The 21,561-nt window shown below is 30.5% G+C and carries 21 protein-coding genes and 1 tRNA gene; 3 read left to right on the top strand and 19 right to left on the bottom strand.

The window, feature by feature from the left end:
• Window positions 1-15: 15 nt before the first annotated feature.
• The 15 genes from F7018_RS10065 to msrB form a co-directional block, all read right to left on the bottom strand.
• On the bottom strand, window positions 16-594 hold the full coding sequence (locus F7018_RS10065) for a nucleotidyltransferase family protein (protein ID WP_150899939.1): 579 nt from the start codon (window positions 592-594) through the stop codon (window positions 16-18).
• Window positions 595-598: 4 nt separating this feature from the next.
• A complete protein-coding gene (locus tag F7018_RS10070) occupies window positions 599-1,618 on the bottom strand; it encodes an XdhC family protein (protein WP_150899940.1) in 1,020 nt (339 codons plus the stop codon).
• 26 nt (window positions 1,619-1,644) lie between these two features.
• Entirely contained in the window at window positions 1,645-2,775 is a 1,131-nt protein-coding gene (locus tag F7018_RS10075) for an MBL fold metallo-hydrolase (RefSeq protein WP_246175139.1), read from the bottom strand.
• A gap of 3 nt (window positions 2,776-2,778) precedes the next feature.
• Entirely contained in the window at window positions 2,779-3,450 is a 672-nt protein-coding gene (locus F7018_RS10080) for an NAD-dependent epimerase/dehydratase family protein (protein WP_150899941.1), read from the bottom strand.
• Window positions 3,451-3,455: 5 nt separating this feature from the next.
• Complete coding sequence (locus F7018_RS10085; protein WP_150899942.1) at window positions 3,456-4,364, bottom strand: helix-turn-helix domain-containing protein; 909 nt, start codon at window positions 4,362-4,364, stop codon at window positions 3,456-3,458.
• A 50-nt stretch (window positions 4,365-4,414) separates the two neighbouring features.
• Window positions 4,415-5,191, bottom strand: coding sequence for an SDR family NAD(P)-dependent oxidoreductase (locus tag F7018_RS10090; protein ID WP_150899943.1), 777 nt, complete (start codon window positions 5,189-5,191; stop codon window positions 4,415-4,417).
• 100 nt (window positions 5,192-5,291) lie between these two features.
• On the bottom strand, window positions 5,292-5,897 hold the full coding sequence (locus F7018_RS10095) for an SRPBCC family protein (RefSeq protein ID WP_150899944.1): 606 nt from the start codon (window positions 5,895-5,897) through the stop codon (window positions 5,292-5,294).
• Window positions 5,898-6,078: 181 nt separating this feature from the next.
• The gene (locus F7018_RS10100) at window positions 6,079-7,644 is read right to left on the bottom strand and encodes a protein adenylyltransferase SelO (RefSeq protein ID WP_150899945.1); all 1,566 of its coding nucleotides are present in this window, start codon (window positions 7,642-7,644) and stop codon (window positions 6,079-6,081) included.
• Window positions 7,634-8,491, bottom strand: coding sequence for an alpha/beta fold hydrolase (locus F7018_RS10105; RefSeq protein ID WP_150899946.1), 858 nt, complete (start codon window positions 8,489-8,491; stop codon window positions 7,634-7,636). The genes F7018_RS10100 and F7018_RS10105 overlap by 11 nt, the downstream gene beginning before the upstream one ends.
• Window positions 8,492-8,496: 5 nt before the next feature.
• Window positions 8,497-8,766 (bottom strand): hypothetical protein, encoded by a 270-nt coding sequence (locus tag F7018_RS10110; RefSeq protein WP_150899947.1) that lies wholly within the window; start codon window positions 8,764-8,766, stop codon window positions 8,497-8,499.
• Window positions 8,767-8,772: 6 nt separating this feature from the next.
• Window positions 8,773-9,996: a bifunctional alpha/beta hydrolase/OsmC family protein gene (locus F7018_RS10115; protein ID WP_150899948.1), complete on the bottom strand. Its 1,224-nt coding sequence runs from the start codon at window positions 9,994-9,996 to the stop codon at window positions 8,773-8,775.
• The gene (locus tag F7018_RS10120) at window positions 9,993-10,514 is read right to left on the bottom strand and encodes a peptide-methionine (S)-S-oxide reductase (RefSeq protein WP_150899949.1); all 522 of its coding nucleotides are present in this window, start codon (window positions 10,512-10,514) and stop codon (window positions 9,993-9,995) included. The genes F7018_RS10115 and F7018_RS10120 overlap by 4 nt, the downstream gene beginning before the upstream one ends.
• A complete protein-coding gene (locus F7018_RS10125) occupies window positions 10,493-10,732 on the bottom strand; it encodes a glutaredoxin family protein (RefSeq protein WP_150899950.1) in 240 nt (79 codons plus the stop codon). The genes F7018_RS10120 and F7018_RS10125 overlap by 22 nt, the downstream gene beginning before the upstream one ends.
• A 1-nt stretch (window position 10,733) precedes the next feature.
• Window positions 10,734-11,273 (bottom strand): peptide-methionine (S)-S-oxide reductase MsrA, encoded by a 540-nt coding sequence (msrA, locus tag F7018_RS10130; protein WP_150899951.1) that lies wholly within the window; start codon window positions 11,271-11,273, stop codon window positions 10,734-10,736.
• Window positions 11,263-11,724: a peptide-methionine (R)-S-oxide reductase MsrB gene (msrB, locus tag F7018_RS10135; protein ID WP_150899952.1), complete on the bottom strand. Its 462-nt coding sequence runs from the start codon at window positions 11,722-11,724 to the stop codon at window positions 11,263-11,265. The genes msrA and msrB overlap by 11 nt, the downstream gene beginning before the upstream one ends.
• A 189-nt stretch (window positions 11,725-11,913) precedes the next feature.
• On the opposite strand from msrB, the gene F7018_RS10140 reads away from it, so the two are divergent.
• Entirely contained in the window at window positions 11,914-13,122 is a 1,209-nt protein-coding gene (locus F7018_RS10140) for a Pycsar system effector family protein (RefSeq protein ID WP_150899953.1), read from the top strand.
• Between the two features lie 16 nt (window positions 13,123-13,138).
• Here the strand turns inward: F7018_RS10140 and F7018_RS10145 are convergent, their stop codons facing one another.
• From F7018_RS10145 to der, 3 genes are all read right to left on the bottom strand, one after another.
• Window positions 13,139-15,529 (bottom strand): GAF domain-containing protein, encoded by a 2,391-nt coding sequence (locus F7018_RS10145; protein ID WP_150899954.1) that lies wholly within the window; start codon window positions 15,527-15,529, stop codon window positions 13,139-13,141.
• Window positions 15,530-15,672: 143 nt separating this feature from the next.
• Window positions 15,673-18,447, bottom strand: coding sequence for an outer membrane beta-barrel protein (locus tag F7018_RS10150; RefSeq protein WP_150899955.1), 2,775 nt, complete (start codon window positions 18,445-18,447; stop codon window positions 15,673-15,675).
• A gap of 76 nt (window positions 18,448-18,523) precedes the next feature.
• Window positions 18,524-19,828 carry a ribosome biogenesis GTPase Der gene (gene der / locus F7018_RS10155; RefSeq protein ID WP_150899956.1) on the bottom strand — a complete coding sequence of 435 codons (1,305 nt, stop codon included), beginning with the start codon at window positions 19,826-19,828 and terminating at the stop codon, window positions 18,524-18,526.
• A 103-nt stretch (window positions 19,829-19,931) separates the two neighbouring features.
• Here der and F7018_RS10160 point away from each other — a divergent pair, with 103 nt between their 5' ends.
• Window positions 19,932-20,441: an ABC transporter ATP-binding protein gene (locus F7018_RS10160; protein ID WP_150899957.1), complete on the top strand. Its 510-nt coding sequence runs from the start codon at window positions 19,932-19,934 to the stop codon at window positions 20,439-20,441.
• On the opposite strand, the gene era is transcribed toward F7018_RS10160, so the two are convergent.
• On the bottom strand, window positions 20,438-21,319 hold the full coding sequence (era, locus tag F7018_RS10165; protein WP_150899958.1) for a GTPase Era: 882 nt from the start codon (window positions 21,317-21,319) through the stop codon (window positions 20,438-20,440). The genes F7018_RS10160 and era overlap by 4 nt on opposite strands.
• A gap of 142 nt (window positions 21,320-21,461) precedes the next feature.
• On the opposite strand from era, the gene F7018_RS10170 reads away from it, so the two are divergent.
• Window positions 21,462-21,534: transfer RNA gene (locus F7018_RS10170), tRNA-Met, on the top strand.
• Window positions 21,535-21,561 lie beyond the last annotated feature (27 nt).

Genomic DNA, 21,561 nt, shown 5'->3' on the forward strand with positions numbered 1-21,561 from the left:
AGCTTGTTTTAAAAGCTAAGAATCGATTAAGTTTTTATAATCTTTAAGTGTGTCAATATCAACCAAATTAGTAGGAGGCATTTTAATAATTGTGGAAAGATTTTCTTTCAAAAACATCTTTGCACCATTGTCTCCTTTTAATGTTTTTAAATCATTAAAATATGCTTTTGGAAAAACTACAGGAACTCCTGCTTTTTCATTATAGTTTGAAGCTATAATTTTTTCTGGATTTTCAGAAGATGTTTTGATTAACTCATTAAGATATTCACTGGTAATATTTGGTTGGTCAGCCAACATAATTAATACATTATCATAGTTTTTTTCAACTTGAAGTATGCCTGCAATTATACTTGAGCTTAACCCTTTTTTATAATTCGGATTTATAATGATAGGAACTTCGTTTTTCTGTACTATTTTCTCTAAAGTTTTTTTATTAGCTCCCAAAACACAAAAAACACTATTAGCATTTGATTGTATTGCGGTTTTAAGAGACCAACCTAAAAGAGTTGTTTTTTTATATGGAAGTGCTTGTTTTATAGTTCCCATTCTTGATGAATTTCCTGCTGCTAATAAGATAATTGCGGTTTTTTGCATATAGTTAACTATGAATTCGACCTGTTACTTTTTTTAATGAGAACACCTCTTTTTTACGAATTACTGATAGTATTTCTGCTAAAATAGACAAGGCTATTTCTTCGGGTGTTTCTGCGCCAATGTTTAATCCGGCTGGGGTATGGATTTTTTCAAGGAAATTGTCGGATACTTCAGGAGAAAATTCAAACAGCTCATTGAATAGTTTTTCTCGTCGTTTGGCTGCTCCTAAAATTCCTATATAAACAGGGTTTTGTTCTTGTAGTTTAATTAACCAACGTAGGTCGTATGTGAAATTATGATTCATAATAACCACAGCTGTATCTTGGTTAATGTTTTTCAAATCGATAACTTCTGGAGTTTGTGCTATTACCGATTTTGCTCCTGGAAAATCAGATAATTGTTTTGGGTCTTTAATTGATGTAACTACATCAACTTCCCAGCCTAGTTGTACAGCTTGTTTGCATAGTTTTACAGCATCGTGTTCTCCTCCAATAATCAATAAACGAAATAATGGGGATAAGGTTTGAGAGAATACTTGTAAATCTTTAAAGTTTGCAGGTTCATTTCCTTCAAAAAAAGAAAAGTTTTTATTGTTTTGAAATTTAATTATAGAACTAAAGTTTCCGTATGCTTCATCTTCTTTTTTATAAAAAGATTGAATATTAAATGATTCTCTATTTTCTAAACTGTTGGTAAATACATTTATAAATTCTGAAGAAATTTTAAAAGGCTCAAGTAGTATGTACAAAATACCTTCACAACCTAATCGATAGCGACCATCGTAAGTTATTATTTTAGATACTCCAGTTTCAAAAACTGTTTGTGCTCTTCTTTGTACTTCCTTTTCTACACAACCACCACTTACTGCACCTATCATGTTTCCGTCGGAAGAAAGTAACATTCTAACACCTGGTTTTCTATAGGAAGATCCATCTAAATCAACTACAGTAGCCAAAACATTATGAATGTTGTTTTGTTGGTTTCGTATAGTTTGTTGAATAATTTCTTTGAATTCGTATGTCATAAGCCATCAATTTACAAAAAGTATTTTTATTCGTTATTCCACCATGTTGAATACGCTTTAATTTTATCTTCAATTATGATTGGTTCACCTATTTTAGGAACAACTAAAGGGAGGTTGAGCTCCGCTGCTTTTTTTGAAACCCTTATAACAGGATCGTTCCAATCGTGCATAGCTAAACGAAATGCTCCCCAGTGAATAGGCATCATTTTTTTTGCTTGTACATCTATTCCAGCCTGTACAGTTTCTTCTGGCATCATATGTATTTCAGGCCACATTTTATTGTATTGTCCACATTCCATTAAGGCTAAGTCAAAAGGACCATATTTGTTTCCAATTTCTTTAAAATGCGAATTGTAACCGCTATCTCCACTGAAAAATAAATTATCTGTTTCAGTTTTAATAACCCAAGAACTCCATAATGTACTTCCGTTATTTTCGAATCTTCTTCCCGAAAAATGTTGGGAAGGAGTACAAACAAATTTTATGTTTTTATAATCAATTTCTTGCCACCAATCTAGTTCAGTAATTTTATTATCAGGTATTCCCCAAGCTTTTAAATGTGTACTAACTCCTAAAGGAACGATATAATGTGCTACTTTATTTTTTAAACGTTTAATAGATTCATAATCTAAATGATCATAATGATCGTGTGAAATTAGGATAATGTCTATTTTGGGAAGCTGTTCAATTTCAATTGGAATTTCTTTATTAAATCTTCGTTGCGCATCTCTTGAAATAGGAGAAGGCATTTCTGTAAGCATTGGATCTATTAGAATGTTTTTATTATTGGTTTGTAATAAAAATGCTGAATGTCCAAACCAAAGAAGTCTACTTGCTTCTTTATAATTAGCAATATTAGTAGAATCAGCTTTTAATATTGGAAGTTCTTTTTTAGGTTTAGCATTCGGAAATTTTTCAAATAACATTTGTTTTAAAATGTCGATGGTTTTGTCAAATGTCATTTTTTGCTCTATCCCTCCAATATTATGAAATTTACCGTTTTTATAGTTTTTAGATTTTACATATTCTGCTTGCAATTCTTTTGAAACATTTCCTCCAAATACTGGATTGAAATTAACAAATAGTAGGTATGCAATTATAAAAATTGCAATTATTGAAATAACTGCGATTGTCATTTTTTTAAAAAGTTTTTTCATGAGTTAAGAAAGCTTTTCAGCTAAGACATTTATGTCTTTATTTTCTAAATGTTTTAAGATTTGTGTATGATGTAAAGAGTTTATCATCGCTAAACCGATTTTTGTAGTAGTTGTAATGTTTTTTGATTTTTTCATTAAACCAAAAAAAGGAGTTAGAAGTATATAAATAATACTATACCAGTTGGTTCTCGATTTGATTCCTTTTTCTGGAATGATGGCTCCAGGGCGAAATGCATAAGCATCTTTAAATCCTTTGTTAAAAATATAATTTTCAGTTTTTCCTTTTACACGAGCCCACATACTACTTCCATTTTCTGAGCTATCTGTTCCAGCACCAGAAACGTAATTGAAAACCATATTTGGATTTATTTTATGCAAAACATCAGCAAAAACCTTGACAATATTGAATGTAATTTGTGTGTATTTTTCTTCGTTCATCCCTACGGAAGAAATCCCCATACAAAAGAAACAAGCATCATAGCCTATCAATTTATCTTTGATAGATGATAGTTGTGAAAAATCTTTTAGTAAAACTTCTTCTAACTTTGAGTGTTGGATATTTAAAGTAGAACGATTAATTACCAATACTTTTTCAATATTGACATCATCTAAACATTCTAATAATACGCCTTTTCCTACCATACCGGTAGATCCCGTAATAATTACTCTTTTCATGATTTTTAATTTTGAGATCTGTATTTTGCGGGGCTTGTTCCTGTTTGTTTTTTAAAAAGTTTGCTGAAATGTTGTGGGTATTCAAAACCTAAATCGTAAGCAATTTCACTAACAGAATCTGTTGTGCCTAATAGTTTGTTTTTTGCTTTGTTTACTACAAAAGCATAAATATGATCTTTAGCACTTTTCCCTGTTTCTTTTTTTAATAAATCACTTAAATAGTTTGGAGACATGTTTAATTGTTCGCCACAATACTTTACCGATGGAAGTCCCAGTTTTGAAGGTTTGTCTGATGAAAAATATTCACGAAGTAATGTTGCGAGTTCTGTTACATGATCTTGATGAAGATTGGTACGAACATAAAATTGACGGTCGTAATAACGATTACAATAATCTAAAATAAGTTCAAGGGTAGATATAATTAACTTCTGACTATGCTTATCGATATTTTGATTAACTTCTAATTCAATTTTTTGTACTAAGTCGGTTAATATATCTTTTTCCTCTTCAGATAAGTGTAGTGCTTCGTGTACTTCGTAATCAAAAAATGAATATTGATTTATCGTTTTACCTAATTCAGATTTCCTAATTAAATCTGGGTGGAATATTAGGGTCCATCCTTTAGCATCTTTGGCTACTTTTTTTTCTTCTATTGAAACTACTTGATTAGGTTTAGAGAAAACCATTGTTCCTTCTTGAAAGTCATAATTGTTACGTCCATATCCCATTACACCTTCAATACCATCTTTTAGAGATACTGTAAATAAATCAGAGTTGTATTTAATACCATAAAATTGACTAAAATCTGGGAAATCTTTAGCCCACATAATGGCAATTAATGGGTGTTTCGGAGCTGGTGAACCAAAGGTTTTATTAATTTCAGTAATAGATTTTATATGAATTATTTCTTTCATGTCTCTTTAAACGCTAATCAAGTTTTAATTTATAATACAATATACACTATTTAGACTTCTTGCATTTTGCGTATTTGTTTTAAGATGGTCTTTTTAGGTGTAAAAGGAATTGATTTCATCATTAACTTTTGGCTAAAAGTTAATCCAGAAACAACATCTAATTTCCCTTGTTCCATTGCTTTATAACCATCTTCAGCTACAGATTTTGCAGTTACCGTTTTTTCAAATAATCCTGTTTCATCCATACCAGAAGTTTTTGCAAATTCAGTTTCAGTAGCGCCAGGCATTAAGTTGGTTACAGTAACGTTGGTATCGTGCAATTCTTCTGCAATAGCATTACTTAAAAAAGTAACATATGATTTAGTTGCAAAGTAAATAGCTTGTAAAGGCCCAGGCATAAAAGAAGCTGTTGATGAAGTGTTTAAAATTTTACCTCTATTGCGAGCTACCATTGCTGGTAAAAATAAATACATTAACTCTGTTAAAGCAATCATATTTAAGTTTATCATTTGTTGTTGACGTTCCCAAGGCAATTCATGGAATTTACCACGTAAACCAAAACCTGCATTGTTTATTAAGAACTCAACCTGAACGTTCATTTCTTGAATTTCATTATATAGTTCTTTAGCTGCATTTGGTATGCTTAAATCTTTAGCTATGGTTATAACGGTGATGCCGAATTTTACTTCTAATTCAATTTTAAGTTCTTCTAATTTATCTAACCTTCTAGCAACCAGAATTAGATCTCCTTTTTTTTGAGCATGAATTATAGCTAATTCTTTCCCAATTCCACTACTAGCTCCAGTGATTAATGCTACTTTTTTCATGATATATGTTTTTATGTTTTATTTAATTGTTGTTTACAATGCAAAATTATTGTACATGAGTGGGTTAGGTGTATATATATTACAGATTGATGTATACATTTTACTGTTTAGAAGCTTCTTTTAGTAATCTACTTGCAATTCCAGCGGGTCCTTTAGGAAACCAACCTTTTAATAACCATTTTGGTACTGAGCCAATAGGAACAAAATCTGCCGAGATGATAACTTTAGTGGAATTGTCATTAATTTTTTCAAAACTGTATTTGATGTTATATGTTTCCATACGTTTTACATCTATCGTTTTATAACTTTTAGGAGCTGAAGTTCCTGTAAAAGCAATTGTAGTATTTGTTTTAGTTGTTTTAAAATTTAGGACAGCATCACTATTAGGCATTGGCCAAGGAGCATCAAAATAATAATAGGTAGTCCATTCGGTATCGGATGTTTTCTTTACTTGTTCGCTTTTTGTAGTGTTTTCTAAAAATTGTTTATGGTTTTCTGAAACGGAAAAATAGTTTTCAATCTTTTCTATTGAAACATCTCCTTTGGTTTCTGCTGTATAATAAATATGTGTTTTGCCATTGTTTTTTACAATGTCATATTTAACAACAGTTTTTCCATCTTTTGATGTTTTTGTACTCCAGTTTCTGTTTTGTGAAATTCCATTAATTGTAGTTAATAGGAATATAAAAGCTATTAGTTTTTTCATTGATTTTAAATTTTACGATTTTAACTTTCAGTTATTTATGGTGTAAAATTATAATGGTTTGATAGGGTGTATGTATACATTTTACTGATGCTTGTATATATATTACAGATGCAAAATTGGAGCATAAAAAAACACCTCATAATTCAAAGAGGTGTTTTTGTAATAATATTAATTTAGTGTTTTACGAGCTACAGCTTAGCATAGAACAACCAACTTTATGACGTGCCCACTCAGGTCGTTTTGCAAACCATTTTTCGAATTCTGGTTGTTCTGAATAAGGATTTTTAAATAATGTGTAGAATTCATCAATTAATTTATAATCGCCTTTATCAGCGTCATCTATTGCTAATTGAGCCATATAGTTTCTAAAAACATATTTTGGATTTACTGAATTCATTTTTTGTTTTCTTTCAGTGTCAGAACTGTTTTCTTGTTGTAATCTTTTAAAATATCGATTAAACCAGTCTTCCCAATAATTTTTTATTTCTTGAGTAATTTCATTGGGTGTATAAAAAGTGTTTTCAACTTTTTTGAAAGCAACATCAACATTATCTTCAATAGAAACATTGGCTAGTTTTCTAAAGAAAATAGTCATATCAGTTTCTGTTAGTTGTAATGTTTCCTCTAAACGACCAATTAATTCTTTATCGTCTTTATGTTCAGAAAATACTCCAATTTTAGACTTCATCATTTGAAGATATTTTTCATTATAAATATCAGAATACTCATCTAATATTTTTTGCAAAGGATCTACTTCTTCAATAATAGGATATAAGGCATTGGCTAGTTTGAATAAATTCCACAGTCCAATATGTGATTGATTTCCGTAACGATATCTTTTATGTTGCCTGTCTGTAGTATTAGGAGTCCATCCTAAATCATAACCTTCTAACCAGCCATAAGGTCCATAATCTATAGTTAACCCTAGTATTGACATGTTGTCTGTATTCATTACACCGTGAACAAAACCAACACGTTGCCAATGTACAATCATGTCTATTGTACGATTGCGAATTTGCGTTAAAAAGTCAAGATATTTTTGTTTTCCTGTTGATGTAATCTCTGGGTAAAAATGTTTTATAGTGTAATCAACTAACTCTTGAAGTATTAAATACTGTTTGCGTGCAGCTAGAATTTCAAAATTTCCAAAACGAATAAAACTTGGCGCTAAACGTGAAACAATAGCTCCTTTTTCATAAGCAGGATTTCCATTGTATAATACATCACGTAAAACTTGATCGCCAGATAAACTTAGAGATAAAGCTCTAGTAGTTGGAATTCCTAAATGAAACATTGCTTCGCTACATAAATATTCTCTAATTGACGAGCGTAATACAGCTAATCCATCGGCAGTTCTTGAATAAGGAGTTTCTCCAGCTCCTTTTAATTGAATTGCCCAACGCTTATTATTGTGTACAACTTCAGTTAAATTAATAGCACGTCCATCTCCCAACTGTCCAGCCCAATTACCAAATTGATGTCCGCCATAACACATTGCATATGGATGTGTGTTTTCTATAACTTCATTTCCAGTAAATATATTTAGAAATTTGTTAGAGGAAGCATCTTCTGAAGTTAGACCAATTGCTTCTAGCATTTCTTCGGAAACATGCAATAATTGTGGTTTTGCCGTTTTTTTAGGTTCTACATAAGAAAAACAAGCATCTAAAACTTGTCTGCGTGAATTTTCTAATATCTTATCAGCAGGCAATTCAGTATTAAAAGTATCGTGGTTTTTAAGCTTCATTATCTTGAATAAATGAATGGATAAAATTACTAATTTCTTCTGGTTTTTCTTCTTGTATAAAATGTTTAGCGTCTATTTGATGAATATTCTTACGATTAATTTTTAAATCTTTTGAAACTAACATTTCTTGTGGAGTCCATTTTAAAAACTCATCTTCCTTTCCCCAAATAACCATGGTAGGTATTTGTAGTTTGTTTAATACTTCTTTATAGTTAGGAAGGTTATGACATGTTCTAGAAAAAAAATAATACATAGCTTTATTTTTACCTTCTAACAATGGTTTTTGATATCCTTCTAAATCTGTTTTGGATAGTATGTTCTCTACAAGTCCCATTTTAAAAAGATTTTTGATGAGAAGATTGTTCGTTATTTTAAAGGTGTATAATGACATTACTATTTTAGTAAAAATATTTTTTCCAAATCGCATAGGAGGCTTGAAGCCTTCGGTATATATAATTGTGTTTAAAATTACAAGTCTTTTTATTCTTTCAGGGCTCAGTTTACATAATTCCCAAGTCCATAAACCACTTGCATCATGAAAAATATGTGTCCATTCTTTAATTTTTAGAAAATCCATTAACGCTAAAACTCGCTTTGCTTGCTTTTTTTCAATATAAGCATCATAGCTTTTGGGCGAATCACTTGTTCCAAAACCTAGCATATCAGGAGCTATAACTCTGTATCCTTTTTTTACTAATAATGGAATCATTTTTCTATATAACCAACCAGATGTTGGAATTCCATGGAGTAGAAGCAAGGTAGGTCCAGTTCCTTGATCGATATAGGCTATTTTCCCATCTTTAGTATTGAAAAATTGTTGAGATTCTCTAAAATCAGAATAGTCCATTGCTGTTAATTTTTATAACTTACATTGCAAGTTTCGCATATTAAAATATCTTCTTTTAAGGTAATTTTATCAAGTTTAGAGGCTACTTCATGAATAAAATTATCATATGTATTATGCTCTGGTGTAATATTATTTACTTTAATCTTCTTGTAAAATTCTCCTTCCCACTCCTGTTTTCCCCAGCAGTTAGGGCATACACCTTCAGGAGCATTTAAGGTGTTATTTCCTTCTGTTCTTGTTTTAAAATAGCTTTTTAAATTGTTTATTAAGTTCATAATTTGTTAATTTTCTATGATTGTTGTGTTAAAAATTACTTGGCTGGCTAAAGTTTTATGTACCGGACATTTAGAAGCAATTTCTTTTAATCGTTCTTTTTGTTGTTCATCTAAATTGCCAACAAATTTTAATTTTTTACTAATATGATCTAGGTATGTAGGTTTTTCTATTTCAATTCCTAAATCATCACTATGTTTTCTTGAATGAGTAACATAAACAAAGACTTCTTGTAAATCCCATTTTTTACGTTCTGCATATAATTTCAAAGTCATAGCTGTGCAGGCAATTAGTCCAGCGTTTAAATATTCGTAAGGAGAAGGACCAAAATCATCACCTCCTACAGAAGCAGGTTCGTCTGCAATTAAAGTATGATTCTTAGATTGAATTGTTGTTGTAAAATTATCTTCTACCAAATTTAAATGACCAACTAGCTGCTCTCCTTTAGTTTCTAGCATTGTATTTTCTTTTTGAGGAAAATAACGAGCTACCCATGTCCCTATAACATTACCTGCATAGATACTGTCTTTTGGGTCAGATAATAAATGATCAGCATTATCTAAGCTAATAAAGCTTTTAGGATGATGAGCGTTTAAATAAAGTTCTTGAGCATTATTAACCCCTACAATTGTATCTACAGGAGAGTGTAAAATTAATATAGGTTTGCGGAGTGATTTGGTAACCTCTGCTAGGTTGATTTTATCGAAATCAGAAACAAACTCTTGATTAATTTTAAAAGGTCTTCCTCCAATATTTACTTCAACTGAATCTTCATTTTCTATATTTTCAATTCCGTGAGAAAATAAATGTTTTACATGTGCTACATCTGCAGGAGCTCCAATAGTAGCTACCGCTTTTATATTCTCTAATTTAGAAGCAGAAACAATAGCGGCCGCACCACCTAATGAATGTCCTATTAATAAACATGGAGCTTCAAAATGCTCGGTTATATAGTTGTTTACAGCAATAAGATCATCAACGTTTGCTGAAAAGTAACTTTCAGAAAAGTTTCCTTCACTTCTTCCTAAACCTGTAAAATCAAAACGGATGACTCCAAAACCGTGTTTTGTTAGAGAACGACTAATGTTTTTAACAGCTCCTAAAGTACTACTACAAGTAAAACAGTGTGCAAAAATGGCATAGTAATTAGGTTTTTGATTTACTGGTAGTTCTAAATAAGCCTGTAGCTTGTAACCTTTTTTATTGGTAATATTAAGTTTTGTTATTCTCATAATGATGGACTTGCATGATTTAGCTTATTTCTATTTACATGTTTAGAAAAATTAGCTAAAAGTGTTTTTAGTTTTGGGTTGATAAATTTTTCACAAAAAGGTTTTTTAGCATTTGAATAGTAGTAGTTTATTAACCTTTCATCTGAAGCTTTAAATTCTACAAAATCTAATACCTGTGTAATTATTTTTTGATGAAAGCTTTTTTGTAGACTTTTTATTATTTGAGTAGCATCTAACTTTTGTTCTTTTGAAAATACATAAACTGCCGATCTGTATTTTTTTCTCATTGAATGTTGTGATGTGCTCTTATGTGTATGAAGATGAATTTCAATTAATGTTTCTAAGGAAATTTCTTCTGGATTAAAGTGTACAATAACTGCTTCTGAAAATGTATTATCTTCATTAGTAGAAGCAATAAAACCTTGTTCTACGTTATTTACGCCTACTAAAGATTGAAACACGGCTTCTGTGCACCAATGACAACCTCCTCCAAATGCTATTTTAGTTTTTGTAACCATTTGTTTAACTCTTTATCTGTCGGATTTCTAAGTCTTTTCTTACCAATGGTAATTGTAGGGAAGTTTAACCTTCTGTTTTCGTATAAATTGCGCAATTCTTCAGCATATAGTTCGTTCTTTTCAACATCGAAAAACGCGTAACTTATGTTACGCGTTTTTAAATAATTTTGATAGTATTGTGTCTTATGACAACGTTGTGCTCCGTATAATTTAACCATACTATTTCAGTTTATCTGCATGTAATTTTCTGAGTTTTGACAACTTTGGTGTAATAACAAAACTGCAATACCCTTGTGATTGATTTCTAGCGTAATAATCCTGATGTTCCTTTTCTGCTTCGTAAAAAGTAGCTAAAGGGCTTATCTCTGTAACAATTGGGTTTTCATAAAAAGGAGCAACCTCTTTTGAAACTACTTCAGCGATTTCTTTTTGTTCATCATTATGATAATATATCACCGATCGATATTGAGTTCCTCTATCTGCACCTTGTCTATTTAGTGTTGTAGGATCATGCGTTGTCATAAAAATGATTAATATTTCTTGATACGAAATAATATCAGCATCAAAAGTTATTTGTATAACTTCTGCATGTCCTGTTAAACCAGAGCAAACTTCTCTATAAGTTGGGTGTCCAGGTACATTTCCTCCTGAATAACCAGACACAACTTTTAGAACTCCTTTTATTTCTTGAAATACTGCTTCAGTACACCAAAAACAACCACCACCAACAGTGGCGATTTGTATGTCTTTATTTTCCATTGTTGTCCTCCATTTCTAGTTGCATAGATTCTGAGTTAATACAATAACGTAATCCACTTGGTTCAGGGCCATCTGGAAAAACATGTCCCAAATGAGCGTCACAAGTGTTGCATAAAACTTCTACACGTACCATTCCAAGTGTGGTGTCGCGATGGTATTGTATAGCGTTTTCTTTAATAGGCTGTGTAAAACTAGGCCATCCTGAACTTGAGTTAAATTTAATTGTTGAATCAAATAAAGGAGTGTTACAGCAAATACAGTTGTATTGTCCTTCGTCATAAACAGAACACAATTCACCTGAAAAAGGACGTTCAGTTCCTTTTAAACGTGTAATTCTAAATTGTTCTGGAGTTAATAGTTGTTGCCATTCAGCTTCAGTTTTTTCAACTCTTTTATTTGGAGTTGGATTTCCATTGACAGCAAAATGAATAATGTTGTTCCAAGTTAGCATATTATAGTCCTTTCTGTTTTAATTAAAAATATGAAAATTTTGAACAAAAAATATAGTACATAATCAATTATAATTTTGATCTTGTACTATATTTTAAAGCATTTAACAATAAGGTAGTCGTACTAAACTCAATAAACTTACGTTTAACTAGAGTTAAATATTATTTTTAATTTAGCAAAAACCTTTTTGATGGAAAATTTATTAATTGAAGCGGAGAATTTTGTAGTAAACTTTTTGAATGAAAAGTTGAAACCTTCATTTGTATATCACAACCTTTTTCATACGCAACGCGTAGTTGAAAAAACTAAAGAATTGATTGAAGGGTTAAAAGTTGAAGAGGCTTCTGCTAATAATTTAATTTTAGCAGCATGGTTTCACGATACTGGATATACTGTATCTATGGATAATCATGAGGAAGAAAGTGTGAAAATAGCTGAAAGTTTTCTTAAAGGGAAAAGTGTTTCTGAAGCTATTATTGCTGAGGTTTCTGGTTTAATAATGGCAACCAAGATGGGAACTAAGCCTAAAACTGAAGGAGAAAAAATAATTCGCGATGCGGACTGCGCGCATTTAGGAAGTAAGAACTTTAGTGATTATACTTCTTTATTAAGAAAAGAGTGGGAGTTAACTAAGGATCATGTTGTTTCTGATATTGAATGGAATGAAGAAAATATTAAGTTTATGACTAAGCATCGTTTTTACACAGATTTTGCTGCTAAAAATTGGAGTAAGACCGAAAGTAAAAACCTAGCTCAATTATTAAAAACTCAGAAAAAAATAAAGCAAGAGAATACTAAGCTTAAGCAGAAAAAAGACGAGCTAGATTTTAAAAAAAATAAGGTTGAGTTACCAGAAAGAGGTATTGAGACCATGTTTCGTGTAGCTTTAAGAAATCATATAACTTTAAGTGATATTGCCGATACAAAAGCTAATATTTTATTATCAGTTAATGCTATTATTATTTCTATGGCATTATCTACGTTGATTCCTAAGTTAGATAATCCGTCAAATCATTATTTAATAATACCTTCAATAGTATTTATTGCATTTACTGTAGCGTCTATTATTTTATCGGTAATGGCAACAAGACCTAATGTAACTGAAGGCAAGTTTACAAAAGAAGACGTAGCGAATAAAAAGGTGAATTTATTATTCTTTGGAAATTTTCATCAAATGAAATTACCTGAATTTGAATGGGCTATGGATGAAATGATGAAAGATCGCGATTATTTGTATGGTTCACTTACCAAAGACTTATACTTTTTAGGATTGGTTTTAAACAGAAAGTATAAATTGTTAAGAACTACGTACACTGTATTTATGATTGGTATCATAGTAAGTGTAATGGCATTTGCAATAGCGTTTCAAATACAAGAAGTAGCTGCTGCTGCTTCATAAAATAAAATGGATGAGTTTATGCTTTAAACTCATCCATTAATTGATCTATTGTGATTGTTTTTTGACTGTCAAATTCTTTTTGATAAATAACTTCAACACGTAAGGCTTTTAAACCAGATACTCCTTGTAGATCTTCTAACTCTAATTTTTCAATTTCTCCTAATTGATTTTTAGACTGTAAATACTTAATGTATTTTAAGTATTCATCAGCATCTTTATCTTGAGAGTATACAATAGCTATCTTACCTGGAACAGTTAAACGTTCATTTGTGTTTTTTATATGTGCTTTATCAATACGTTTTTTTATAATCTCATAGCGAATGTTGTAAGCACCATCTACATCAAATTGCTTTTCATCCATTCTAAATTTAATAGCTAACGGATTACTATGCACTAAAATTAATGAGGCTACCTGTAAATCGTGTTCCATAGATTTACGTGCAGTATGTGCAACGTTTTCCATTTCACACATAACTTGTAATTGCCATAATCTTAAGTTGTATAGATATAAGTCGTCGTACTTTCTTGTCTTTGTTAAAGACTGTCCTATATACATATTGTATTCAACACCATCAGTTTTATAGCGTTCAAAATAGTGAGGAAACATTTTTTGTGCATCTTCTTGTTTAGAGTCTATAAACTTAGCAAGTTTATTGTTTAATAAAGTCACACTATGTTCGTAAGCTTTACGTTTTTCATATACTACCTGTAAATTAGGATCTAAACGATCCATATAAGTGTTTACTAAGGAATGTAACTCACTGTTTATTTCTTTGATATGATTAAAAACAGGATATATTTCTCGTTTTAAAAAATCTAAAATACCAATTTCGTCTCCAGCTTTTAATCCAATTTCTACCTCATGTGAGTATTCTTTAATGCGGAACATTAATTCGTTGTAAATAGGTAGTTTTTCAGATTTACAAGCTTCTTTTAGAACTGAAATCCCTAAGTTAAGCTGAGTTGTTAAATCTTCTTTTATAGCATTGTTTCTAGCTATAGACGATCCTTTAATGTCAGATTGCCCATAAAGAGGATAAACGTTATCAAAAACAATCTGGTCTAGTTTAATATCTTCTTCTTTGTTGAAGATATCAGTCTGATAATTTTCAGCTGCTTCATAAAAACGCCATTTTACTGAAGGATGAATAGAAGTGTAATGTTCCTGAATGGTTGCTTCTAAAACATTTTGATATTCATCAGCAGAACGCTCAATAGCAGCTTCGAAAACTGGAATTAAATCTTTTAATTTTTGTTGATTTAATGAATTTAATTCATAAGGTCTTGGAGAAGCAATTTCTATTAAAGCAAGATCGTTACTGTTAGAGGCTTTTATTGGGATTAGTAAAATACTTCCAATGTTTTTTTCTTTTAAACGTTTGTAAAAGAAATTTTGATCAGACTGTCTACCATATTTTTCAACATCTGAAATGGCTATCGTTTCTGTTTGATGAAAAACTTTTTCTAAAATATAATCACAGAAAAAAAGATCGCAATTAATTGCACATTCGTCATTTAAAATTAGGCTTTCAGATTTTTTTATACGTGTTGACTCTAATTTAGAATGAGATGTATCAAAAAGTGAAAACCCAGTAGTTAAATCTTTAATATTGAAAAATTCACGTAAGTCTTTTTGAAGTTTTTCATTAATACTATCGTCATGCTTTTCTAACAAAGTATTTCTGATAGATGAGATTGTTTCGTCAGCAGTTACATCAAACAAATTCATGATGCCAAAGCCTTTGAATATATACGAATTCGGAGGGAATTTTTCTCTCCAAACATCAGGGTTGTCAAAATTATCTAACAATATTTTGATATCTTCTTCTGTAAGTTTTGGTGCTTTTTCAGTTGGGGTTATTTCCATGAAATCGCCGTTAAAAGCAACACGATAATGTTTTGTGATTCCTGCTGTTTTATCAGGTATATCAAAGAAAAAAGGTCTTTTTAAATCAATGTGAGTGTTATACACTAATCCTAAAATTAGAGTACAAGCCATAATATACATGGTACCTTCTTCAAAATCTCTAATTCTTAAATCATAATCTTCCCCAGCGTTTTGAATAATGTTTTCAAATCTCTCAGTGAATTTAAAAGAAGTGAAAGTAAAAGGCATTGTAGCGGCTTTTATCTCATTATTAGTTAAAATAATAGGGAATAAATTCTCTAATAAAAGATCTATGATGTCTTCATACTTTTTTAATAAAGACAAGTCAGAAAATCCGGTAATAAGTTCTGGGTACTTTTGAATTTCCTTTACCATAATGTTTGCCGAAGCATGATAAGGGTGGTCTTTCTGTTCTTCACTAGCAAAACCACTAATCATTTGGTAGATCTTTTCAAAGCTAACTTGAAGTTGCATTGGTAGTTCTACGTTCTTTAAATCTTTTGGTTGCCTTATTTTCATTTGTTTCCTTTCTTTCTATATGCAAATTTACGAAATTGTATACAGTTTGTCGTTTTTTGGTTGTTTTGCTTTCGAAAATGCTATATAAAACATTAAAAAGCCATTATTTCAACAATAATGGCTCTTGTAATTATAGTTGTTTTTTAGAAATGAAAATCATATTCTCTAACTTTTCCTTTTTTACCTAGGCTATTAAATTTCCAACTAAACCCTAACATAAAATATTGTTGTAAAACGGTACTTTGTGAGTCTTCTACATAATTAGATATTGCTCTACGTTGTGCATTTGTGTTTTGATTTAGTAAGTCATATGCTTTTAAACTAATGGTACCCTTGTCTTTTAAAACCGAGTATGCTAATGTTGCATTCCAAAACCAAGCAGCTTTATTAAAGTCAATTACATTTGGATTATAAGTATATCTAATATCATTTCTCCATTCAAGCTTTTTGGGGAAATTTGTCCTTGTTAATATTCGTAATGAATGTCTAGTGAAGTCTTGATTTTGATTGGTGTTGATATCGTATTTTGTTTTTGAAAAAGAGATGTCATATCTAGTTTCTATAGAAACTAACTTGTTCCAGTTTAAGGTAATTCCAAGATTTGGTCTAAGTGCTGTAGTTCTTGCTCCTTCTTTTACACTGTTTAAAATATTAAAGTTTTTATAAGCGCTTATGTTAGCACCAGCTCTAAGTTTTAAGCTAGTAATAGAATCTAGTTTTATTTTTTTAGTATAATTACCACCACTCCAAATATCGTAACCTCCATCAATATTTTCGTAAGTGGTATTTCTACGTAAATCAGCATCTATTGTTGTGTTAGAAACAATTTGGTCTTTAAATACACTACCACTAATATAAAACCAAATTCCTGTCCCAGCCTGCCAATTAAATTTGTTAAAATTAATATACATTCTGTGATTTTGTGTAGGTTTTAATTCTGGGTTTCCTGTAATAATATTTGAAGGATTGTTTACATTAGAAAACGGTTGTAGTTGATTAAGGTTTGGGACTCTGTTGTTTATACGGTAGTTAAAAGACAATGAGGCTTTAGAATCAAACCTATATCTGAAGTTAGATCTTAATGATAAGTTATTAAATTCCCTTTTTAAGCTTAAATTTGGTCGAAGTTTATCCTTGTTTTCTAGGGTTCTATTTACTAATCCTGTTTCAATATTAAAACGCCATTTTTTTGTATTGTATATTAATTCTAAGGCTGGTGTTTTAACAATATTATTATATGTGAAATCAGAACTTAAATCTTGATTAAAATCTGAATATTGTTGAGTTGTGTTATTAAAGTCAAAGGTTCCTCTTTTATTATCTCTTTCATCTTGTGTAAAAGTATATTTCGTGTCTAAAAAGAACTTTTTAGCTATTATAGGAAGCCTATAGGTAATTTTAGAATTTAATCTATTTAAATTGTTAGTTGTTGTACTTTTTTGATCTCTATTTTCTATACTAGGATTAGTTCCCAAAATATTGATTGTAGATCTATTAAAGTGTTTAGAATCAGATTTATCTACTTGATTAATAATATAGGCTTTAATGAATGAACCATTTTTTCCTAACTTTTTTGTGATGTCTATTTTATTCCTAAAATTATTAGCTACAGATTTTGAGTATGAGTTACTAGTAAAACTATTAGTTAGTATTTTATTTTCGTCTAAAGATTCTTCTTGTGTACTATTGTTACCTTCTCTTTTATTATAAACAAAAGAAGGCTTTATGTTTATGAGAAAAGTAGAATCTATTTCTATATCCAATTCAGTATCTATGCTATGGTTATGATTTTCATTATCTGAATTTGATGAAGATGTTGTAAAATATTTTCTGTCAGGTAAAGTGTATTCTCTATTATTTCTCGATTTATTATTAGAGGTACTTCCTGAATAAAAATAATTAGCATTAATGTCTAGTTCTTTTCCATATTCATCTGCATATGTAGCTCCAGCAGTTTTTGATTTTATAATTCCACTTCCACCACCAAAATTTCTTCCATTGATGCTAAAGCTTCCATTTCCGTTAATCCATGTACTACCACCGCCTCCAAACATTTTTTGAATCTCACCAAAACTAAAACCAGGTGAATTAATGTTGTTTGAGCTAGCAAGAACACTAAATCGTTTATTATTGTCAAAGCGATTAACCATTGTGGCTGCCTCATAGCGTTTATCTGTTCCTCCACCGGCTGATATTCTACCAAACCAACCTTTATTATTCTCTTTTTTTATGGTAAGGTTAATTGTTTTGCTTTCTGAATCACCTTTTTCCCCTGTGAATGCTTCAGATTTCGATTTTGTATCAGTAATTTGAACTTTTTCAATAATTTCTTTAGTTAAGTTTTTGGTTGTTATACTAGGGTCATTTCCAAAAAAAGGTTTTCCATTAACTAAAATTTTATTTACTTCTTTTCCATTTACAGTTATTTTTCCTTCTTCATCAACTTCAACACCAGGTAGTTTTTTTAATAAATCTTCAACATTAGCATCTTTTTTTGTTTTAAAAGATTTGACATTAAATTCTACAGTATCTTTTTTTATTGTAATAGGAGCTCTAGACTTAACAATAACTTCGTTTAATAAATTGCTACTTTCTTTTATATTGATAAGTCCTAGGTTGAAGTCTGTTTTTTTATCTAATGAAATTAGCTTGGTGTAATTATCCATTCCTACAAAAGAAATAAACAGTTTTAAATCTTTATGAAACGATTTGCCTTTTAGGGAAAAGTTTCCTTTTTCGTTAGAAATCGTGTAAGAAATAACGGAAGAATCTTTAACTCTTTCTAAATGGATAGTTGCTGCTTCTATTGGTTTCTTTTCTTTAAAAGAATTAATTTTTCCTGTAATCTTAAATTGATAAGATTGAGCCGAAATATTTCCAATAAGAAATAAGCTCAAAATAAAAAGTAGTTTTTTCATAGTTTTTGTAGCAAGTTATGAGCTATGTACAAAGGAATGAAAAAACTACTTTTAAAAAAGTTAATTTATGTTAAACCTATTTTTGTCTAAAATAGATACTAATAGGTACACCATTAAAGTTATAGTGTTCACGTAATTGGTTTTCTAAATAACGTTTATAAGGATCTCTAATATATTGAGGTAAATTGGCGAAAAATGCAAATTGTGGTGTGTGCGTAGGTAGTTGCATACAATATTTGATTTTTATATACTTTCCTTTCGTTGCTGGAGGAGGGTTGTGCTCCATAATTTCCAGCATGGTTTCGTTTAGTTTACTTGTTTTAATACGGCGTTTTCTATTTTCGTAAACTTCAACAGCGCTTTCAATAGCTTTAAAAATACGTTGTTTGTTTAATACAGATATAAATACGATTGGAACATCAGTGAAAGGAGCAATTTTCTTTCTAATATGCGCTTCAAAATCACGCATTGTATTTGTTTCCTTTTCGATTAAGTCCCATTTGTTAACCAGTATAACAATACCTTTTCTGTTTTTTTCAGCCAACCAAAATATTTTTTCAACTTGACCTTCAAAATCACGAGTAGCATCAACAACCAAAATGGCAACATCACAATGTTCAATGGCACGTACAGCACGCATTACAGAATAAAACTCTAAGTCTTCTTTTACTTTCGATTTTTTTCTAATACCTGCAGTATCTACTAAATTGAATTCAAAACCATAACGGTTGTATTTTGTGTCAATAGAATCACGTGTAGTTCCAGCTATGTTTGTAACAATGTTTCTGTCTTCACCAATTAAAGCATTGATAAAAGAAGATTTTCCTGCATTAGGTCTTCCAACCACAGCAAAACGAGGTAATTCATCTTCAGAAGTTTCTTCTTCTTCAGGAAGCGCTTCAGCTACAGCATCTAATAAATCTCCTGTACCGCTTCCGTTTATTGAAGAAATTGTATGGTAATCACCTAAACCAAGATTGTAAAATTCAACAGCATCAGCATCACGCATCGCATTATCTACTTTATTTACAGCCATAAAAAGAGGCTTTTTTACTTGGCGTAATATTTTTGCAACAGCTTCATCCATAGGAGTAATTCCTTGTTCCACATCAACTACAAAAACAATAATATCAGCCTCATCAATAGCTAATTGAACTTGCTTACGTATTTCTCCTTCAAAAATATCATCTGATCCTACTACATATCCTCCAGTATCGATTACAGAAAATTCTTTTCCGTTCCACTCAGATTTACCGTAATGACGATCTCTTGTAACACCACTTACAGAATCTACAATAGCCTCACGGCGTTGTACTAACCTATTAAATAAAGTGGATTTTCCTACATTGGGTCTACCAACTATGGCAACAATACTACTCATTTTGCAAAAATTTGTGCAAAGATACAATTTACAGTATGAACTTTATAAGAATTTCATATAGTATAATGTTTTTACTAAATTGTAGGCAAATAATATATTAGATATGGATGATAAATTATATAATCAGGTTTTTCTAAAACCGAGATTTCAAATTGAATTTGAGATGAATTCACAGGCTTTATTGGGTGAGATTAAAAAAAATTTATCTGAAGTATCAAGGTATAGAACTAAACTCGTGGACAATCATTTAGTAATTGATGTTCCTGATAAAGAAAATCACTTTTGGTCACCACAATTACATATTGAAATTGAAGATGTAACTGATTTAACTTCTAAAGTTAAAGGGTTGTTTGGCCCAAAACCTCAAGTATGGACACTCTTTATGTTTTTGCATTTTTTTGTGGCTACTGCTTTTCTAATTTTCGGAATTATTGCTTACAGTAATTGGTCGTTAAACAAATCGTCAATATTACCTATTGTAATGTTGGTTGTATTACCTATAGTTTGGGTATTATTGTACTTTGTAGGTTCAATAGGTAAAGCTACAGGGAAAAAGCAAATGGATGAACTGAAAGATTTTACAAAGAAACTATTAAAAGAAGTAAAAGGTTAATCTTTATAACCAAATCGTTTTAATTGTCTTTCATTAGAACGCCAGTTCTTATTTACTTTAACATATAGATCTAAAAACACTTTTTTATCAAAAAACTGCTGTAAATCTTTTCTTGCTTCAGTACCTACACGTTTTATAGCTGTTCCTTTATGACCTATAATAATACCTTTTTGGGTTTCGCGTTCAACCATAATTACAGCACGAATTTTTATGATTTTTTCTTCTTCTACAAATTCCTCTGTTTCTACTTCAACTGAATATGGAATTTCTTTTTTGTAGTGTTGAAGAATTTTTTCACGAATTTTTTCATTCACAAAAAAACGTTCAGGTTTGTCTGTTAATTGATCTTTTGGATAAAAAGGTGGAGCTTCAGGAAGTAATTCTATAATTTTATAAAAAACAGTTTCAACATTAAATTTCTCTAACGCTGAAATTACATAAACAAATGAGTTTGGCACTTTGTTTCTCCAATAGGCGATTTTTTCTTCAACTTCTTCTTGTGAAGACTTATCAATTTTATTTAATAGTAGTATAACTGGAATTTTGCTATTAATGATTTTATTGAAGAATGCTTCGTTTTTTAATTCTTTTTCTCCAATTTCTACCATGTAAATTAAAACATCAGCATCTTCAAAAGCAGATTTTACAAAATCCATCATAGAAGCTTGTAACTCATAGGCAGGTTTAATAATTCCAGGAGTATCTGAGAAAACGACTTGATAGTCTTCATTATTTACAATTCCTAAAATTCTATGTCGGGTTGTTTGTGCCTTAGAAGTAATAATTGATAGTTTCTCACCAACCAATGCGTTCATTAAAGTTGATTTTCCAACGTTTGGGTTCCCGATAATATTTACAAATCCTGCTTTATGTGTCATGTTGCAAAGATAAGCTGTTTTAAGTTAGAAATGTTTGTTTTTTATATGGCTGTTCTTGTTGTAGTTAACAGTTTTATTAATTTAAATGTTACTTTTTGTTTGGTGATAAAGAATAAAAAGCTGTATATTTGCAACCGCAAATCGCGGGATAGAGCAGTAGGTAGCTCGTCGGGCTCATAACCCGAAGGTCACAGGTTCGAGTCCTGTTCCCGCTACTAAGCAAAAGCTTCACAGAAATGTGA

The organism is Tenacibaculum aiptasiae (assembly GCF_008806755.1).
Classification (GTDB): domain Bacteria; phylum Bacteroidota; class Bacteroidia; order Flavobacteriales; family Flavobacteriaceae; genus Polaribacter; species Polaribacter aiptasiae.

What these genes read in the sequence shown, in the direction of transcription:
- F7018_RS10065 (WP_150899939.1), bottom strand. Translation starts at nt 594, where the DNA reads ATGCAAAAAACCGCAATTATCTTATTAGCAGCAGGAAATTCATCAAGA.
- F7018_RS10070 (WP_150899940.1), bottom strand. Translation starts at nt 1,618, where the DNA reads ATGACATACGAATTCAAAGAAATTATTCAACAAACTATACGAAACCAA.
- F7018_RS10075 (WP_246175139.1), bottom strand. Translation starts at nt 2,775, where the DNA reads ATGAAAAAACTTTTTAAAAAAATGACAATCGCAGTTATTTCAATAATT.
- F7018_RS10080 (WP_150899941.1), bottom strand. Translation starts at nt 3,450, where the DNA reads ATGAAAAGAGTAATTATTACGGGATCTACCGGTATGGTAGGAAAAGGC.
- F7018_RS10085 (WP_150899942.1), bottom strand. Translation starts at nt 4,364, where the DNA reads ATGAAAGAAATAATTCATATAAAATCTATTACTGAAATTAATAAAACC.
- F7018_RS10090 (WP_150899943.1), bottom strand. Translation starts at nt 5,191, where the DNA reads ATGAAAAAAGTAGCATTAATCACTGGAGCTAGTAGTGGAATTGGGAAA.
- F7018_RS10095 (WP_150899944.1), bottom strand. Translation starts at nt 5,897, where the DNA reads ATGAAAAAACTAATAGCTTTTATATTCCTATTAACTACAATTAATGGA.
- F7018_RS10100 (WP_150899945.1), bottom strand. Translation starts at nt 7,644, where the DNA reads ATGAAGCTTAAAAACCACGATACTTTTAATACTGAATTGCCTGCTGAT.
- F7018_RS10105 (WP_150899946.1), bottom strand. Translation starts at nt 8,491, where the DNA reads ATGGACTATTCTGATTTTAGAGAATCTCAACAATTTTTCAATACTAAA.
- F7018_RS10110 (WP_150899947.1), bottom strand. Translation starts at nt 8,766, where the DNA reads ATGAACTTAATAAACAATTTAAAAAGCTATTTTAAAACAAGAACAGAA.
- F7018_RS10115 (WP_150899948.1), bottom strand. Translation starts at nt 9,996, where the DNA reads ATGAGAATAACAAAACTTAATATTACCAATAAAAAAGGTTACAAGCTA.
- F7018_RS10120 (WP_150899949.1), bottom strand. Translation starts at nt 10,514, where the DNA reads ATGGTTACAAAAACTAAAATAGCATTTGGAGGAGGTTGTCATTGGTGC.
- F7018_RS10125 (WP_150899950.1), bottom strand. Translation starts at nt 10,732, where the DNA reads ATGGTTAAATTATACGGAGCACAACGTTGTCATAAGACACAATACTAT.
- msrA (WP_150899951.1), bottom strand. Translation starts at nt 11,273, where the DNA reads ATGGAAAATAAAGACATACAAATCGCCACTGTTGGTGGTGGTTGTTTT.
- msrB (WP_150899952.1), bottom strand. Translation starts at nt 11,724, where the DNA reads ATGCTAACTTGGAACAACATTATTCATTTTGCTGTCAATGGAAATCCA.
- F7018_RS10140 (WP_150899953.1), top strand. Translation starts at nt 11,914, where the DNA reads ATGGAAAATTTATTAATTGAAGCGGAGAATTTTGTAGTAAACTTTTTG.
- F7018_RS10145 (WP_150899954.1), bottom strand. Translation starts at nt 15,529, where the DNA reads ATGAAAATAAGGCAACCAAAAGATTTAAAGAACGTAGAACTACCAATG.
- F7018_RS10150 (WP_150899955.1), bottom strand. Translation starts at nt 18,447, where the DNA reads ATGAAAAAACTACTTTTTATTTTGAGCTTATTTCTTATTGGAAATATT.
- der (WP_150899956.1), bottom strand. Translation starts at nt 19,828, where the DNA reads ATGAGTAGTATTGTTGCCATAGTTGGTAGACCCAATGTAGGAAAATCC.
- F7018_RS10160 (WP_150899957.1), top strand. Translation starts at nt 19,932, where the DNA reads ATGGATGATAAATTATATAATCAGGTTTTTCTAAAACCGAGATTTCAA.
- era (WP_150899958.1), bottom strand. Translation starts at nt 21,319, where the DNA reads ATGACACATAAAGCAGGATTTGTAAATATTATCGGGAACCCAAACGTT.